The sequence below is a fragment of the Bacillus sp. AC266 genome (genome assembly GCF_979253805.1).
In genome coordinates, this window is record NZ_CEEDEC010000001.1 from 578,034 (window position 1) to 594,133 (window position 16,100).

The following is a 16,100-nucleotide window of genomic DNA, read 5'->3' on the forward strand; positions in this document are numbered from 1 at the left end:
TATTAAAAATATTGACTCGCGATGTTGTAACAATTACTTATAACATTAATCCAAGTGGAGTGAAAGTTATAAACTTCAAACAAAAGAAAGAGTAAATAAACAGTGTAGTCTATACGAACCTAGAAATTCACTAGCAGAAGTAGTAATACTTACAACTTATATAAATAGGAAGAAATAGAAAATGAAATATCAAATTACATTCATATAAGTTTGAATATTTCAAGATATTAAAATTTTGATAGTTCATATATAATAGTGAAAAGAGCAGAATTTTGTAACTATTTGTAAAAAAAGGAGGGTGCAAAATGAATAAAATAATACAAGCCCAATCTCAATGGGATTTGGACAGGTTATATCCTCAAGAACAAAACTTCACGTTTTCTATAGAAACGATAGAAAGATTAAAAATTGAATATAAAGCAACAAAAGACTCAGTAATCCTTTCACAACTTATACAGGCTATCGAAAAAGCAGAGTATTACTTATATTGCCGTGCTGCTGAAGATGAGAAGCATCCTGAAAATACTTTACTAAGTGTAAAAGTAAATCAATTAAAGAAAGAAGTTCAACTATTAATAGAATCTAGTAAGGGACAAAGTGTTAATACAAATCATTCAAGTATTAAACTAATAGAAAATGAATTAAAAGCTTGGGAAGATATGTATACACAATTAAGAAATAAAATAGAAGTAATACACGATAAAGAGACTTTATCATTTGGACAAGCAAATTACGTTGCGATGAATAGTGATAATCATAATGAAAGATTAATAGTATTTGATTCTCTTACAAATGCTTTGAATAAGGAAAAAGATATCTTTGCTACTGTATTGAATCAAATAGGAAGATTACGTCATGCTAAAAGTGATGAAATGGAAGGGACAGAGATTTTAAAACAATCACTACAAGCAAATGGCATCTCTGAAACTGCATTATCCCAAATGTGGAATGCAACGGAACAAAATCTTACGAAGCTAGTAATTGCGTTAAACGGTTATAAAAAAAGAAAGAATTCAATTACATGGCACGAGCTAATGACATGGAAGGAAAGTAATAAGGCTGTTATTCCTTTTTCAGTAGCAGTAAAAAACATATATGATGCACTAAAAAATATAGATGAAGAATTGGCACAGTTCGCACAGAATGCAATAGCGAATGGCTGGATCGATGCTGAACCGAGAGATAATAAACCGCCGGGTGGATTTTGTGCTCCTTTTTTCAGTGAAAAAGAATCTCGCATTTCACTTCGTTATGATGGAACAATTGATAGTGTAAGAGTACTTGCTCATGAACGGGGACACGCTTGGCATTTTTATGTTATGAGTCTTGAACAATCTACAACATTTTTAGATGATTATCTGCCAATGAGTACAGCTGAATCAGCGTCTATTTTCTTTGAAACGGTAACCATGAATTATTTAATTCAAACAACAGATTGTGTAGAGATGAAAAAGTCATTGCTTAGCTGGAAAATAAGAAATAGTTTTAATTATGTTATGGCAATTCGTGCATCGTTTCAGTTTGAGAAGAAGTTTTATGAAGAATGCAAGGAAGGTCCTTTAAGTGCTGATGAAATTGAGAAATTATCTATAGCCGCGCAAGAAAAGGCATACGGGAATGCACTAACAGAATATCAGCCGTTTGTTTGGATGAAATACGTTCAGTTTTATATAGCAGACGTTCCTTTTTACAATTATCCATACACATTTGGGTATTTAGCGAGTTTTAGTTTAATCGAAATAGCAAAGGAAAATAAAAATGCATTTTATTTGAGGTATAAAGAGTTTTTACGAGAAACAGGAAAGGCCCCAGTTGAAGAATTGATGAAAAAACATTTTGATATTGATCTAACAGAGTATGAATTTTGGAATAAAGCTTTTATGCAAATTCATAAAGATATTGATGAATATTTGCAAATTAATTAAGGGGACTACATATATGAACAGAATCGGTATTATCGGAGCGATGCAAATAGAAATAGACTTACTATTAGAAAAACTACTTATTAAAGAGGAACATACTATTGCGGGAATACCTTTTTATAAAGGAAACTTCATGGATACAGAAATTATTATTACGCGATGTGGTGTAGGAAAGGTAAATGCCGCCGCATGTACACAAATTTTAATTAATAAATTTGATGTGAATTCTATCATTAATACAGGTGTTGCGGGTGGATTACATCCGGATGTGAAAATTGGCGATCTAGTTATTTCTACAAATGTTACGCATCATGATGTTAATAAAAATCAAATGAAGAATCTATTTCCGTTTCAAGAAGCGTTTCATGCAAGCGAGGAATTAAGAGATTTAGCCCGAAAAGCTGTTAATAGTAGTAGTTTAAATATTACTGTTCATGAAGGAAGAATCGTCAGCGGAGAATGCTTCGTCGAGGATTCAAAATTAAAGGAGCAATTAGTCACTGAATATACACCTCATTGTACAGAAATGGAAGGAGCAGCAATTGGACATGTTGCTTATATAAATGACATACCGTTTCTCGTTTTGAGATGCATTTCTGACAGTGCAGATGATTCAGCGCAAGTTTCATATGATGATTTCGCGAAAACTGCAGCGAATTATTGTTCAGAAATTATTGTTGAGATGCTTAAAAATATTTCGAGTAAAGCTGTATTGTAGTTCATAAGTAAAGAATGGGAGAGAATATCATGTTACAAGCACTAATTTTCGATATGGATGGAACTTTATTTCAAACAGATAAAATTTTAGAGTTATCACTAGATGATACATTTGATCATTTACGGTCACTACAATTATGGAATACGATAACACCAATTGATAAATATCGTGAAATTATGGGTGTACCTTTACCTAAAGTTTGGGAAGCTTTATTACCTAATCATTCTAATGAAGTAAAGGAACAAACAGATGCATATTTTTTAGAAAGACTAATTGAAAATATAAAGAACGGAAATGGTGCTTTATATCCGAATGTAAAGGGAATTTTTAGTTTTATAAAAGAAAATAACTGTTCCATTTACATTGCTAGTAATGGTTTAACGGAATATTTACAGGCAATCGTATCTTATTATGGTTTAGACCAATGGGTTACGGAAATATTCAGTATTGAACAAATACACTCGCTAAATAAAGGTGACTTAGTTAAAGGTATTTTGAAGAAGTATGATATACAAGAGGCAGCGGTAGTTGGGGATCGTTTATCGGATATTAATGCGGCAAAAGATAATGGTTTAATTGCGATTGGATGTAATTTTGATTTTGCACAAGAAGATGAGCTTGCTCATGCTGATTTAGTAATTGATGATTTAATGGAACTGAAGGGGATATTACCAGAATTGAAGAATACGTACATAACAAAATGAATAAGTTCACATTCAAATGAATGCTCAGGATAATATATTCTTGGGCATTTTTATTTTTTAAAAAGATACATTTGGATAGAGAAAGTGGGGGAGTAAGCTGGAAAATATACAAATAAAACGAATTGGAGATTTGCTAAAATATGAGGTCAATCACCTTGTCCAGGAAAGTAAAGAAGAAGGATTTAATTTCTTAATAAAACTAATAAATGAATATGAAAGTAAAAGAAATACATTTAGTAAAACGGGCGAATGTTTATATGGCATTTTTCGAGGTGATACGTTAATTGGAATCGGGGGATTAAATCAAGATCCGTATACGAAAGATAATAAGATTGGCCGATTGAGGAGATTTTATATTTCAAAGGATTATCGGCGCATCGGATTAGGGAAGTTGTTATTAAAGAAACTATTAAGACATGCGGAAAAGTATTTTCACGTTGTTGTTCTACATTCGGATACAAAGCAAGGTGAAGAGTTTTATAGCGCAAATGGATTTGTAAAAATCGGAAATTATAAAGGTTCAAGTCACCTGATAAGATTGTAGAAAGGTTCTATACTCAAGTATGGAACCTTTCTTATGCAATTACATCTTAACATTCATTCGTTTCAATAAACCCTTCGGATTACCTTTTACATAATAAAAATGGGGATTATTCTCATCATCGTAAAGCATAATATAAGGTTTTTCATTAAGCGGGAGAAGAATAAGTACCTCATCAATTGTTGTATGTAACCATTGATTTGTAATAGAAACTGGTTTAGATAAAGGGATTTTTATCATATGACCATCTTTTGGAACGACGTTTAAGTTTTTGAACGGGCCAGTAATGGATTTAGCATATTGAACAGCTTCTTTTTGAATAGCTGGATCTAAAGATTGTTTTTGAACGACCATTTCTTTTTTACAATCAAATACTTCAATTTGTTTATTTGTATTTGCGAACGCATTTGTTGATAATAAAAAGAAGAGAAGAGTAATGACTCCTATTTTTTTGAACATGAAACAACACCTCACACTTACTATACCCTCAAACGTTGTAAATATTTTTATGTCACATTGATGTAACAAAGAAGTTGTATGATAAAATTGATATTTGTTTATAAGTAATGGAGGAAATGTAATGAAAGTATTAATTGCGGATGATGAACAGGATATGCTGAAAATTTTAAAAGCGTATTTTGAAAAAGAAGGCTTCGAAGTTTTATTAGCAAAGGATGGAGAGGAAGCACTTCAAATATTTTATGATGAGAAAATTGACTTAGCTATTTTAGACTGGATGATGCCGAAAAGTAGTGGTATTACTGTCTGTCAGGAAATAAAAAAGAATTCGAGTGTAAAAGTATTAATGCTTACTGCGAAGAGTGAAAGTGAAGATGAATTAGCAGCTCTTCAAACCGGGGCAGATGAGTATGTGAAAAAACCATTTCACCCAGGAGTGCTAATTACGCGAGCGAAAAAGCTTGTACAGCATGAAGATGTTATTCAAGTTCAAGATTTAAAAATAGATTTCACCAAAAATAAAGTATATAAAAACGAGAAAGAATTAGATATTACAAAGACAGAATTACAATTAATAAAATGTTTTTTAAATCATAAAGGCACGATTTTAACGCGGAAAAAGTTGTTAGATATCGTTTGGGGATTTGATTATTTTGGGGAAGAGCGAACGGTTGATACGCATGTAAGAAGGTTGCGTAAAAAAATAGGAGAAAATATTATAAAGACACATCGCGGTTTAGGATACAGTTTGGAGGAAGAGTGTGAATAAACTCGGTAAAAAGTTGTTTTTCAGCATCTCTTTAACAGTCATCCTTATTTTTTCCATCTCTTTATTATTAATTAACTATTTTTTACCAAAATATAATGTGCACAAAACACGCGAAAGCTTAGAAGGCATTACAGCGCAAATCCAGTCAATACCGCGTAAAGAACTAGATGATGCTATAAATCGTATTGAAAATGAAGGTAATGTTACGATTGCGTACACATCAATAAATAGTTCAGAAGATGCTATTAATGAAGAATTACGCATGCAACTTACAAAAAAGAGAGTTGCATTGAATAAACTTTGGATTACAAAAGAAGAAATTACGAAAGTGAAGAACCTCGGACAATCGAATAAAATATATGATCAAGAAAAGATAAAATCTAGTTTTTTTGCGAAATACATTGCGAAAGATGATATGTTGATTTTAGTAGGAGTTTCTATCGCACATTCAAATGAAGTAATTAAAACGCTTAACTCATTTTATTTATACATTTTGGGATTCTCACTATTTCTTATTATCGTGCTCGTCTGGATTTTTTCAAAAACAATCACTACACCACTGAATGAATTGAGTGATGTCGCAGAAGATATTTCACGTCTGAAATTTAAACGGACGAAAGTTAAAACGAATGATGAAATAGGTGATTTAGCAAATAGTATAAACATTATGAGTGATAAATTACATGAAGCACATCAAGATTTAACAGATCGAAATGACCACTTAAAACGATTTATGGGCGATGTAACTCATGAATTAAAAACACCAATCGCATTAGTAAAAGCATATTCTATGGGAATAAAAGACGGTTTAGATGATGGCACATATGTTGATACAATCATTAAACAAACAGATCAAATTTCAAATTTAATTGAAGAGTTATTGCGATTTTCTAAACTAGAAAGAGATATTTTACAAAAAGAAGAATTCCCTATTGAACCACTAGTACAAAGTATAATAGATAAGCATAAGATTGAACTGGAGTCGAAAGAACTCAAGTTGCAAGTGAACTATAGTGTTGGTGACACGATTGTTTATGCTGATTTAAATAAAATGAGAATGGTCTTTCAAAATTTAATTTCTAATGCGATAAAATATACAACGAATCAAAATATAAAAATCATATTAGAAGAGAAAAATGGCATTGTGTATTTTCAAATTCAAAATGGTATTGCTGCTGAGGGAATTAAAGAGATAGATAAAATTTGGGAGCCTTTTTACGTATTAGAGTCTTCTCGCAGTAAAGAAAAATCAGGTACTGGATTAGGATTAGCGATTGTAAAAAGTATATTAGAAAGACATGGTTTTGAATACGGAGTTTCGGTAGAAGATGGAGAAATACAATTTTATATGTATATAGAAAGGAACTAATTGTTATTAGTTCCTTTTCTATTATCTTGAAAGATTCGAATGTTTTACAAATTTCTCAACTTTCTACGAAATATAAACTGAATTTTCTGTATTTTTAATGTATAGTAAAAGAAGGAATATATGGGGAGGGAAGGGCATGAAAAAAAAGAAAATAGCAATTACACTATCGACTATATTATCTTTAACAATTACTTCAGGAGTTTCTAGTATGACTGCACATGCAGAAGAAAATGAAGGGAGCTCCGTAAAAGACAAAAATGTTATGTTAAATGGTCAAATTTCAGAGGGTTTAATGTCAAATACGAAAATTGAATTAGAAAATGGGATGACGAAGCCAATCTATTCACTTGATGAAGCCATCGTAGAAAATCTATTTGTAGAGACAGAAGTTGATAGTGATCGTGATGGTAAAAAAGATCGTGTATCAGTAAAGGTTATGCGTCCAAAGACGAACTCAGATGTGAAAGTCCCCGTTATTTATGAAATGAGTCCATATCGATCAGGATTAAAAGATGTTCCTGTTTATAATGTTGATGAAGAATTGTATGCGTATGAAGGAAAACCGTATGGGGCAGTTAATCTTGGGTCGTATGGTAATTATTATGTTCCGAGAGGATATGCAGTCATTTTAGGCGAAAGTATCGGAACTGGAAAATCAGATGGATGTCCGACAACTGGAGATGAACAAGAAATACTAGGGACGAAGTCTGTCATTGATTGGGTAAATGGGCGTGCGAAAGCATATACAGAGGATGGTAAGGAAGTAAATGCAAATTGGTCTTCGGGAAATGTAGGAATGACAGGAGTTTCTTACAATGGTACGTTACCGAATGCTGTCGCAACGACAGGAGTGGAAGGGTTAAAAACAATTATTCCAATCGCAGCGATTAGTAGCTGGTATGATTATTATCGTGCAAATGGGGCGGTTATTGCGCCAGGTGGATATCAGGGAGAAGATACAGATAATATGGCAGAAGCAGTACTAACAAGAAAGAACCCTGAAGTTTGCGGGCAAATTATTAAAGAACTAACAGCTGGACAAGATCGTAAAACAGGCGATTATAACGATTTTTGGGATAAACGTAACTATGTAAAAGATGTTAAGAATGTGAAGGCTAGTGTGTTTGTTGTTCACGGTTTAAATGATTGGAATGTAAAAACGAAGCAGTTCGCACAGTGGTGGGAAGCTCTTGGCAAAAATAATGTTCCTCGTAAAATGTGGTTACATCAAGGTGGACATGGTGGAACATCAAGTAATAACTGGCAACAAACCCAAAATAAATGGTTCGATTATTGGCTATATGGAATTGAAAATGGAATTATGGATGAACCGATGGTAGATGTACAACGTGAAAATAAATCGTGGCAAAAAATAAAAAATTGGCCAGATCCAGCAGCTGTATCATCAAAAGTCCGTATGTATTTAAGTAATAAAGCAGTCAATCTACCATTAAGTATGGGATCAGTAAACAATGTTTTCTCATTAGTAGATGATGCTAAAATAAAGTCAAATCAACTAGTAGAAAACCCTGAGTTAGAAATAGCGAATCGATTAGTATATACAATGCCTGTACTGCAAAAAGATATGCGAATAAGTGGTACGCCTAAAATTTCAATAACAGGAAATATTGATCGATCTGTTTCAAATTTAACAGCTTTACTTGTTGATTATGGCGGAGCGAGGCCTGAAATTGTAACGAGAGGTTGGATGGATCCGCAAAACTTAAATAGTATAGAAAATTCAACAGCGATTCAACCTGGTAAAGATTACACATTTACATGGGACATGCAGCCAGATGATTATGTATTTAAAGCTGGGCATCAAATGGGGGTCGTTTTAATCGCAAGTGATTACGATTATACAATTAGACCGAAAGCAGGAACGAAGCTAACGGTGAAATTGAGTGAAGTGACATTGCCGATTGTGAAATAAATAGTTTTTGATAAAGAGCTTACTATAGTAAGCTCTTTAAATTTTGAAATAGAAATGCCTACAAACATAGGGAGTGTATTATGCATTTCTATTGGTAGATATAATAATATTTACAACAAATAAAAAAATTGCATTAATGATTAAAAGGCCACTAAAGATAAAAGCGGCAAAACCTCCAGCTAATCATCTCCTACTTTTTCTCCAATTACGTGCAAAGTGGCAAAGAAGAAAATGGGAGAAGAAAGAATGAAAATACCACTGGCTATTTTCCATATTCGTTTACACTGCTTTGCTATAAAGAAAATTAGAACATTAATAGCGATAAGAAGAAAAAGAAATCCAATTAATGAATTCATCATATCCTCCTTTCAGTATAAGTCTGAATTTTGGTTTCTATATGTTCATTTTGAAGGGAATATTATACAATATGATTATATTCTATAGAAAGCGAGTGATATATTATGACAGTCAGCTCTTTCGAATTCTCATTAAAATTTGAGGTACGGAAAGATTAAGTAAATTAGAATCTTCCGTACACATAAAACGGAGGAGAAAATAAATGTTTAGTTATTATAGTACACTTTGTACGGAATTATATGATTTCACAAAACCTGTCGGTTACTCTTTGAATGGTGATATTGAATATTATCAAGATCGTTTAAAAAGTTGTAAAGGGAGAATTCTCGAAGCAGCAGTAGGATCGGGACGTGTCATTATTCCATTTCTTGAAGCTGGCTTTAAAGTTGATGGGATAGATTATTCGCCTGAAATGCTAGACTCTTGCCGTATGCGGTGTAAAGAGAGAGGCTTGCATCCTAATTTATATGAAGGAAGCTTACAACAATTTTCACTGCCACATAAATATGAAGCGATAATAATTCCTACTGGATCCTTTTGTTTAATTGAAAATCGTGATGATTCTATAAATGCTCTGAAATGTTTTTATCGACATCTTAATCTAGGCGGGCGTTTAATTGTAGATCTTGCGCTTCCATATGACTGGAAGACGGGTGAGATTCATACATCGACTTTTTCTCTGCCAAGCGGGGACGGAATTACATTAGAAAATAAATCAATTGAAATAGATTGGCTTAACCAAGTAACTGTATCATATTTAAAATATGAAAAATGGAGTAAAGGACAGTTAGTACAAACTGAACTACAACGTTTTGCAATGCGGTGGTATGGAATAGAAGAGTTTAAGCTCCTTTTAGAAAGTATAGGTTTCACTGACATTACTTGCTCTGCTGACTATGTTTATGAAAAGCAACCGTCAAATGCAGAACAAATTATTACTTTTGAAGCTGTACGAAAGTAATAATATAGGAACTATTCATGAAAATAAGGCAATCGACACAACATCGACTGCCTTATTTTCAATTTTAGGATATGTTTTATTTCATTGTTTATAGAGAAAAATCGGAGGCAAACAAATGAAATTCATCTTAATATTTGGCCCGCAAGCAGTCGGGAAAATGACGGTCGGGCATGAGTTAGAAAAAATAACTGATTTAAAGCTATTTCATAATCATATGACGATTGATTTTGTTAGCTCGTTTTTTGATTACAGTACAAAGCGGAAGCACAACGGTTAGTAAGTTTGTTTCGTAATGAACTGTTTGAAGAAGTGTCTAAAAGTGATTTATACGGAATGATTTTTACATATGTATGGGCATTTGACCTTCAATCGGATTTGGATTATATAAACCATGTAGTAAGTATTTTTGAATCAAAAGGCGCAGCAGTATATTTTGTAGAGCTCGAGGCAGAAATAGATGAAAGATTAGAGCGAAATAAAAGTCCACATAGACTAGAGCATAAACTGAAAAAAAGAGACATTGAATGGTCTGAAAAAAATTTAAAAGAAACGATGAAAAAACATAGATTAAATTCATTTCATGATGAAATTGAAAAAGAAGAGTACATAAAAATTAATAATACTCATTTGAGTGCTAAAGAAGTAGCTGTAATGATTAAGGGAAAATTCCGATTGTAAAATACTTAAATGCTGTTACGTTTTCATTGTCCAAGCATTCTCCTACTAACTACATATACTATTTATGTTAAAGTCAGTCACTATTTTAAATGGGCTGTTATTTTACTATAAATGACACTTTAGAGAAGTGGGAGGAATAAACTTGGAAAACGAAGAACAAGGAAGAATTGAAAATCAAGTGTATTCTAATCGAGTTGTAAGATCAGAATTTGATAAGCATTGGGAAACTTGTATTTCAAAAAGTGGTTATGTAATCTATGTAGCGACAAGTGATCATGCTGAAGTAATAGTTTTACTTTCAGATGGTTCAAGTAAATTATTAATCTTCGAAAAAGGTGGTAAAGTAGTAGTAGGTGGCGGTGGGACGAGTCATTACAGCAAACCGCATATTGCAAGAAACATTTAATGTGAAAATGATAATCGAGAAGACGCTGGTAACCTTATAGTCTTTAATTTTTATATGGAGATACGTATAATAAAGTGAGTTTTTGTTTTAGGTTCTGGCGTTTTTTCTAACAAAAATAAGATGAAGAAGATCTTTAACGTATAAAGGTCTTTTTTGTTTTATTCACAAATCAAATTAATGGAGGTGAGCTAATAATGAAAAATATTTGAGTAACCTATGTTTTTTCGGGTGTTCTCCTATTCGGCCTTACATGTATAACTTCCGCAATTTACGCGGGTTCATTAGAAATTTGGGATAGAGGAAGCGGGAAATTCTTTACTGCATTTTATGAAATCCAGGGTACAATTTTATCGGTAATTTCAATTTGTTTTATTATAGCAGGGATATACTGTATACATAAAAAAGTGTAGTGAAAAACAATCAGCCTTTCATGTACTATACATGAAAGGCTGATTGTTTTTATGTGTTGAAGGAGTCTTTTAGAAGAATTGTAGTTTTTAGATTGATAGTTAAAACTGGAACAGCTTATGTATAATTAATATCATTTTGTCAAATGAATGTCACATAAAAGTCTTATAGTGTATATAGAAAGTGAAACATATACAAAGCAGGAGATGAAATGATGAAAAAGGCACTACAATATATATTCATATTATTTACGTTAGTTACTTTAAGTTATGTAATTTATATTAACTATGAAAAGCAGAAAGAGATTAAAAATAATAAACAAGTAATTAGTGAAGTTGCAAAGAGGTATGATATTCCAGATTGGATACCATTATCAATTGCGGATCATGAAACAAAATTTAACCGAAAAGCAATAGGAGATAACGGAACATCTTTCGGATTATTCCAATTACATCGTGGTGGATTAGCACCAGCGCAATTATCGGAAGAGAGTTTAGTGGATTCGCGTATAAATACAACGATAGCAATTTCAAGTATGGTCAAATCGTATGAACGTGGTGTGAAAAAAGGACTGCAGGATTGGGAGTTGCTTAAATATGTTGCTAATACATCAGGGTGGCCAGGAAACTTAGGGGGAGAATGGACAGATAATAATACGAAATATAATAAAGGGCTAGAACAATCATATCAATTATATAAAAAAGAGAAGTAGATATAAAAAGGCATTTTCAATTTGGGGAAATGTCTTTTTTATGTTATAGTATAAAAGTGTTTGGGCGTTATGTTATTTCGATATATCTTCAAATTTGTTATGTAGTATTTTTATATTAAATAACTACTAAAATCATTTTTTTATATAAGGAGTAAGAAGTAGGGATATGAAAAATATAGATTTTATACTAGAAAGTGATGAAACATTAAAACCGTCAGAACGATTAGTACTATTATTATTAGAGAAGCATAGAATGTTATATACGAACGATCTATTAGCTCTTTCAAATTTATCATATAAAACATTAACAGATTCACTAACAGCACTCGTTTTAAAGTCTTATGTTTTAAAGGATACAGGTAAGGGAAGAAGGCAGAATTGTTATAGATTAGTATGATAAGAGTACTGCTATAGATTCTTGCTATATATTTATTTTTCAAATGTAAGGATAAATTCCATTTTTATTTTCAAATGATAAAAACTATTAATTTAAGTAAATAGCCGGTTTTGATATGTAAAGAGTTCATGGCTGCTAAATATATAATTTCATTTCATTTTTATTAATGTTTATTAGTTGTAAGTGAAAATGATATTTTTTTAAACAAATATAAAAATGAAATTAAAAAACAACCTACTCATTAGAGTCGGTTGTTTTTTTATTAGGATAGCGAATTATAAAAATAATATTATTATGTAAACTTAATTATTTAGAAAGGAACATGTGATTATTAATGGAATTTATTAAGGGGTACTTAATATTTGTATACATGGAGGTTCATTATGGAACAAATCATATCAATATCACAAGCAGTCATAAGAGGGGAAAAAGAAAAGGTAGTAGAAATCATTAATACGGATCCAAGTGTTGTTAACTCATTTAGTGAAGATGGATGGACACCGCTTCACTTAACTGCTTATTTTGGACAGAAAGAAATTGCAAGCTTCCTTTTAGAACAGGGTGCAGATATACATATTAGAGCAAAAAACGAAAATGAAAATACACCTCTTCAAGCAGCAATTGCGAATAAGCAAAGCGAGCTTGTAGCTTTCTTAATTGAAAAGGGATCAGATGTGAATGCTGTGCAAAGTGGTGGCTGGACAGGACTTCATGAAGCGGCGTTATTAGGAAATGAAGAAATCATTATATTACTTCTTGAAAATGGTGCTAATAAAATGATTAAGAAAAATGATGGGAAAATCGCATATGATATTGCTTTAGAAAAAGGGTATGAATCCCTATTACATCATTTGCAAGAGGAAGTGAGCTTATGATTAGCCACTGGAATGTAGGGATTTTTCTTTTTAATGAAGTGGAAGTGTTAGATTTTGCGGGTCCATTTGAAGTGTTTTCCGTTACAGCAACAAGTGAAGGTCAACTATTTACAGTTCGTACTGTTAGTCAAGATGGAGAAATGGTTACAGCGAGAAATGGATTAAAGGTACAACCGGACTATAGTATCGAAAACTTGCCTCCAGTTGATATTTTAATTATTCCTGGTGGGTTAGGTGTTAGAGAAAACGAAATGAAAAATGAAATAATAACAAATTGGATCCGCGAGCAAATGAAAGAAGTAAAGTTAATGACTTCTGTTTGTACGGGTGCGCTTTTACTTGCGAAAGCTGGATTACTCGATGGCTTCAAAGCGACAACACATTGGGCAAGTATTGAAAGTTTTAGAAATGATTTTCCGAATGTGGAAGTATTAGAGAATGTAAAGTTTGTAGATGAGGGGCATATTATTACGTCTGGAGGAATTTCAGCTGGAATTGATATGTCATTTCACATTGTGAGAAATCTGTTGGGTGCTCGGGTTGCTGAAGAAACAGCGAAGATGATGGAATATGATATTGATTTACAATATTAAAAAGTAAAACAAGACGAGCAGTTGGATATTTCCAGCTGCTCGTCTTGTTTTATATTGACTGAATATGCGCTAATTCCTCATCTGTAAGAATCGGACGGATAGACGAGTCTGCATTTTCTTTCGCTTGTTTTTCTGTTTTTGCGCCAGGAATTGCGACCGATACCGCTGGATGAGTGAGGACATAACGAAGTGCGAGTTGCCCTAAGGTTTGATTTTCATTTGAGAGTAATCGTAGTTTCTCTACTTTTTGTAAATCTTCTTGAAACCACTTTTCTTTTGGCCATTCTTTGCGTAAATCTCCGTCAAGAAAAGTTGTTTTATTTGTAAATTTTCCAGTTAATATCCCCATTTTTAAAGGGCCGCGTATAACAGTTCCTAAATTGTTCTCCTGTAGGTAGGGCAGTATGTCGTTTTCTGGTTTTCGGTTTAATATGTTGTAATCAAGTTGCACAACATCAATTTCATTGTTTTTATTGAAGTGTTTTATATATTGTATGTCGTGAGTTGAAACACCAACAGCTCTTACTTTTCCGTCCCGTTTTAATATTTCAAATGCTCGTAAAAATGCTTCTGTTTCTTCTTGTTTATCCCACCAAATGTGACAGAAATAAACATCAATATAATCTGTTTCTAGGCGCAGTAAGCTAGTTTCAAATACTGCGATCACTTTTTCTGCAGTATTATAAACAGGCTCTCCACTTGGATCATAGTGATGCCCAATTAAACCGCCTTTCGTTGATAAAACGATATTATTACGGTGCTCTCTTATCGCTTGAGTTACTAACCTTTCACTATGTCCTAATCCGTATACATCAGCAGTATCAATAAAGTTTACGCCACATTCAATTGCTTTCTTCATAGCGGTTATAGATTGTTTGTCGTTAACAGGACCCCATTCATCGCCGCCAATCGCCCACGCTCCAAAGCCAATTTCAGAAACAGTAATTCCAGTTTTACCTAATGTACGGTAGTGCATCATTTTTCCTCCTTGTAAGCATGTTATAACATCGGTATGCAAAACTAGAATTTATATGTGTAAAAATGTTTTCTACAATTGGGGAAAAAGAATAACATAAACTACTATTTTATAGCAGCATAAATAAAAATTCTCATTTTAAATACAGAGATGTCGTCGAACGCTATCTCTAATTGGTTAATTTGTGAGATTTTTTTGTGAAGGAGGTTATTTTATAAGAATAGAATTTAAGTTAGTAAGAGATCGTGCCTATGGTAGTGAGAAAATATGGGTTAGGGGGATTTGAAAATGAGGAAACTCAAAAGAGTCAATGTTCCTAATATACCAGAGCAACTATCACAGCCTAACGACAAGCGAACTATAAATAAGAAGAAGTTAAGGCGTTTTATTTTCATGTTCATTTTTATTGCTGCGACTACTTTGTACGTTCAATATATTTTAACGAAACAACAAGAAGTAATTAATGGCAAAAAAAATACAATAACAAATCAAAAGAAACAATTAGTTTCTTTAAAGAAAGATCAAGGTTCTTTAAAGACTAACATTGAGAATTTAACCGATAATGAAGAAGAGATTTTAAAGTTTGCTAGAAAAGAGTATCAATTTTCTAAGTCAAACGAAACAATATTCGTATTGCCAAAGTGAAGTGGTGGAACAGTTAGCGATAGCTAACTGTTTTTTGATGTATGAGGGAAAAGTTGTTTGTAGTGTGAATGTCATGGTACAAGGAGCAATGACATATTGTAAAAATGAGAAGTTTGAGCCAATTTTAATTGTTTTAAGAGATTTTCATAATTATGGAATATATGTCAAAATAAATATTGTTAAAATTCTGTCAATTGTATATAATACAAGGTAAGCGGATACATTTTTTAATCAACGTTGAGTTAACAGCTTATACGTCTGTTAAGAAAACCGTTATCCTCGTATAAGAAAGGAAGATAGCTGTGTACGCTTCAAATACAATTTACGTCGTAGGGGATGCGAAAGCACCTCAAAATAATCCCATTACCGAAAAGTTCAAAAGTTATTTTGTAGCATTTGTACTTGAGAAGGATACAGGGGAAATTGTAGATGCAGATTGCTCAGCCACAATTGCATTAACATCTCAATTTGTTAAATATTTGTTTCTACATAAAAATATTAATGACCCAGCATTAGTAACAGAAATAAAAAATCGGTACTTCGGTTCGTCTCAAAAGGCGCTACTTGTAGCGCTAAAGGATGCACAGAAAAAATATAATCAGATCGCTGCTTTGTCTACCCATTCATAGACAAAATCCAGCCGTAAGAATCTTCTTATGGCTGGATTTTTTTGTTTC

At 32.5% G+C, this 16,100-nt stretch carries 18 protein-coding genes and 4 pseudogenes; 19 read left to right on the forward strand and 3 right to left on the reverse strand.

The window, feature by feature from the left end:
• Window positions 1-23: 23 nt before the first annotated feature.
• From AC0IXC_RS02950 to AC0IXC_RS02970, 5 genes and pseudogenes are all read left to right on the forward strand, one after another.
• Window positions 24-95 (forward strand): annotated as a pseudogene (locus AC0IXC_RS02950) (DUF3888 domain-containing protein); the annotation flags it as partial.
• Window positions 96-305: 210 nt separating this feature from the next.
• Window positions 306-1,925 (forward strand): M3 family metallopeptidase, encoded by a 1,620-nt coding sequence (locus AC0IXC_RS02955; RefSeq protein WP_471652561.1) that lies wholly within the window; start codon window positions 306-308, stop codon window positions 1,923-1,925.
• A 13-nt stretch (window positions 1,926-1,938) separates the two neighbouring features.
• Window positions 1,939-2,640 (forward strand): 5'-methylthioadenosine/adenosylhomocysteine nucleosidase, encoded by a 702-nt coding sequence (locus tag AC0IXC_RS02960; RefSeq protein ID WP_088039567.1) that lies wholly within the window; start codon window positions 1,939-1,941, stop codon window positions 2,638-2,640.
• Window positions 2,641-2,669: 29 nt separating this feature from the next.
• Complete coding sequence (locus tag AC0IXC_RS02965) at window positions 2,670-3,344, forward strand: HAD family hydrolase (protein ID WP_471652563.1); 675 nt, start codon at window positions 2,670-2,672, stop codon at window positions 3,342-3,344.
• A 130-nt stretch (window positions 3,345-3,474) separates the two neighbouring features.
• Entirely contained in the window at window positions 3,475-3,888 is a 414-nt protein-coding gene (locus AC0IXC_RS02970) for a GNAT family N-acetyltransferase (RefSeq protein ID WP_002192844.1), read from the forward strand.
• A 39-nt stretch (window positions 3,889-3,927) separates the two neighbouring features.
• On the opposite strand, the gene AC0IXC_RS02975 is transcribed toward AC0IXC_RS02970, so the two are convergent.
• Window positions 3,928-4,344 (reverse strand): hypothetical protein, encoded by a 417-nt coding sequence (locus AC0IXC_RS02975; RefSeq protein WP_341085774.1) that lies wholly within the window; start codon window positions 4,342-4,344, stop codon window positions 3,928-3,930.
• 121 nt (window positions 4,345-4,465) lie between these two features.
• Between AC0IXC_RS02975 and AC0IXC_RS02980 the strand changes: the two genes are divergently transcribed.
• The 3 genes from AC0IXC_RS02980 (at window position 4,466) to AC0IXC_RS02990 (ending at window position 8,415) form a co-directional block, all read left to right on the forward strand.
• Complete coding sequence (locus tag AC0IXC_RS02980) at window positions 4,466-5,113, forward strand: response regulator transcription factor (RefSeq protein WP_002189890.1); 648 nt, start codon at window positions 4,466-4,468, stop codon at window positions 5,111-5,113.
• Window positions 5,106-6,482, forward strand: coding sequence for a sensor histidine kinase (locus AC0IXC_RS02985; RefSeq protein WP_002189889.1), 1,377 nt, complete (start codon window positions 5,106-5,108; stop codon window positions 6,480-6,482). The genes AC0IXC_RS02980 and AC0IXC_RS02985 overlap by 8 nt, the downstream gene beginning before the upstream one ends.
• Before the next feature lie 136 nt (window positions 6,483-6,618).
• On the forward strand, window positions 6,619-8,415 hold the full coding sequence (locus AC0IXC_RS02990; RefSeq protein WP_471652564.1) for a Xaa-Pro dipeptidyl-peptidase: 1,797 nt from the start codon (window positions 6,619-6,621) through the stop codon (window positions 8,413-8,415).
• A 78-nt stretch (window positions 8,416-8,493) separates the two neighbouring features.
• Here AC0IXC_RS02990 and AC0IXC_RS02995 read toward each other — a convergent pair.
• Window positions 8,494-8,771: pseudogene (locus tag AC0IXC_RS02995) on the reverse strand (hypothetical protein).
• Between the two features lie 203 nt (window positions 8,772-8,974).
• Here AC0IXC_RS02995 and AC0IXC_RS03000 point away from each other — a divergent pair.
• The 8 genes and pseudogenes from AC0IXC_RS03000 to AC0IXC_RS03035 all read left to right on the forward strand — a co-directional run bounded on the left by AC0IXC_RS03000 (window position 8,975) and on the right by AC0IXC_RS03035 (window position 13,802).
• Complete coding sequence (locus tag AC0IXC_RS03000) at window positions 8,975-9,733, forward strand: class I SAM-dependent methyltransferase (RefSeq protein ID WP_193653664.1); 759 nt, start codon at window positions 8,975-8,977, stop codon at window positions 9,731-9,733.
• A 115-nt stretch (window positions 9,734-9,848) separates the two neighbouring features.
• Window positions 9,849-10,411: pseudogene (locus tag AC0IXC_RS03005) on the forward strand (DEAD/DEAH box helicase family protein).
• A gap of 142 nt (window positions 10,412-10,553) precedes the next feature.
• Window positions 10,554-10,817, forward strand: coding sequence for a hypothetical protein (locus tag AC0IXC_RS03010; RefSeq protein WP_002147285.1), 264 nt, complete (start codon window positions 10,554-10,556; stop codon window positions 10,815-10,817).
• A 194-nt stretch (window positions 10,818-11,011) separates the two neighbouring features.
• Window positions 11,012-11,227, forward strand: a pseudogene (locus AC0IXC_RS03015) (hypothetical protein).
• A 209-nt stretch (window positions 11,228-11,436) separates the two neighbouring features.
• Window positions 11,437-11,937 carry a lysozyme family protein gene (locus AC0IXC_RS03020; RefSeq protein WP_002032582.1) on the forward strand — a complete coding sequence of 167 codons (501 nt, stop codon included), beginning with the start codon at window positions 11,437-11,439 and terminating at the stop codon, window positions 11,935-11,937.
• Window positions 11,938-12,103: 166 nt separating this feature from the next.
• Complete coding sequence (locus AC0IXC_RS03025; RefSeq protein WP_000789035.1) at window positions 12,104-12,334, forward strand: hypothetical protein; 231 nt, start codon at window positions 12,104-12,106, stop codon at window positions 12,332-12,334.
• A 383-nt stretch (window positions 12,335-12,717) separates the two neighbouring features.
• Window positions 12,718-13,209: an ankyrin repeat domain-containing protein gene (locus tag AC0IXC_RS03030; RefSeq protein WP_326997341.1), complete on the forward strand. Its 492-nt coding sequence runs from the start codon at window positions 12,718-12,720 to the stop codon at window positions 13,207-13,209.
• Window positions 13,206-13,802: a DJ-1/PfpI family protein gene (locus AC0IXC_RS03035; RefSeq protein WP_033709175.1), complete on the forward strand. Its 597-nt coding sequence runs from the start codon at window positions 13,206-13,208 to the stop codon at window positions 13,800-13,802. The genes AC0IXC_RS03030 and AC0IXC_RS03035 overlap by 4 nt, the downstream gene beginning before the upstream one ends.
• A 49-nt stretch (window positions 13,803-13,851) precedes the next feature.
• Here the strand turns inward: AC0IXC_RS03035 and AC0IXC_RS03040 are convergent, their stop codons facing one another.
• Entirely contained in the window at window positions 13,852-14,778 is a 927-nt protein-coding gene (locus tag AC0IXC_RS03040; protein ID WP_471652565.1) for an aldo/keto reductase, read from the reverse strand.
• A gap of 288 nt (window positions 14,779-15,066) precedes the next feature.
• Here AC0IXC_RS03040 and AC0IXC_RS03045 point away from each other — a divergent pair, with 288 nt between their 5' ends.
• The 3 genes from AC0IXC_RS03045 to AC0IXC_RS03055 all read left to right on the forward strand — a co-directional run bounded on the left by AC0IXC_RS03045 (window position 15,067) and on the right by AC0IXC_RS03055 (window position 16,052).
• Window positions 15,067-15,423, forward strand: coding sequence for an FtsB family cell division protein (locus AC0IXC_RS03045; protein ID WP_002085024.1), 357 nt, complete (start codon window positions 15,067-15,069; stop codon window positions 15,421-15,423).
• On the forward strand, window positions 15,362-15,637 hold the full coding sequence (locus tag AC0IXC_RS03050) for a hypothetical protein (RefSeq protein ID WP_002136778.1): 276 nt from the start codon (window positions 15,362-15,364) through the stop codon (window positions 15,635-15,637). The genes AC0IXC_RS03045 and AC0IXC_RS03050 overlap by 62 nt, the downstream gene beginning before the upstream one ends.
• An 88-nt stretch (window positions 15,638-15,725) precedes the next feature.
• A complete protein-coding gene (locus tag AC0IXC_RS03055) occupies window positions 15,726-16,052 on the forward strand; it encodes a DUF3870 domain-containing protein (protein WP_002012954.1) in 327 nt (108 codons plus the stop codon).
• The last annotated feature ends 48 nt before the right edge of the window (window positions 16,053-16,100 follow it).

Bases quoted from the DNA above. Each gene is read 5' to 3' on its own strand.
- AC0IXC_RS02990 (WP_471652564.1), top strand. From the start codon at position 6,619: ATGAAAAAAAAGAAAATAGCAATTACACTATCGACTATATTATCTTTA.
- AC0IXC_RS02960 (WP_088039567.1), top strand. From the start codon at position 1,939: ATGAACAGAATCGGTATTATCGGAGCGATGCAAATAGAAATAGACTTA.
- AC0IXC_RS03045 (WP_002085024.1), top strand. From the start codon at position 15,067: ATGAGGAAACTCAAAAGAGTCAATGTTCCTAATATACCAGAGCAACTA.
- AC0IXC_RS03020 (WP_002032582.1), top strand. From the start codon at position 11,437: ATGATGAAAAAGGCACTACAATATATATTCATATTATTTACGTTAGTT.
- AC0IXC_RS02975 (WP_341085774.1), bottom strand. From the start codon at position 4,344: ATGTTCAAAAAAATAGGAGTCATTACTCTTCTCTTCTTTTTATTATCA.
- AC0IXC_RS02955 (WP_471652561.1), top strand. From the start codon at position 306: ATGAATAAAATAATACAAGCCCAATCTCAATGGGATTTGGACAGGTTA.
- AC0IXC_RS03000 (WP_193653664.1), top strand. From the start codon at position 8,975: ATGTTTAGTTATTATAGTACACTTTGTACGGAATTATATGATTTCACA.
- AC0IXC_RS03025 (WP_000789035.1), top strand. From the start codon at position 12,104: ATGAAAAATATAGATTTTATACTAGAAAGTGATGAAACATTAAAACCG.
- AC0IXC_RS03030 (WP_326997341.1), top strand. From the start codon at position 12,718: ATGGAACAAATCATATCAATATCACAAGCAGTCATAAGAGGGGAAAAA.
- AC0IXC_RS02980 (WP_002189890.1), top strand. From the start codon at position 4,466: ATGAAAGTATTAATTGCGGATGATGAACAGGATATGCTGAAAATTTTA.
- AC0IXC_RS02965 (WP_471652563.1), top strand. From the start codon at position 2,670: ATGTTACAAGCACTAATTTTCGATATGGATGGAACTTTATTTCAAACA.
- AC0IXC_RS03040 (WP_471652565.1), bottom strand. From the start codon at position 14,778: ATGCACTACCGTACATTAGGTAAAACTGGAATTACTGTTTCTGAAATT.
- AC0IXC_RS03035 (WP_033709175.1), top strand. From the start codon at position 13,206: ATGATTAGCCACTGGAATGTAGGGATTTTTCTTTTTAATGAAGTGGAA.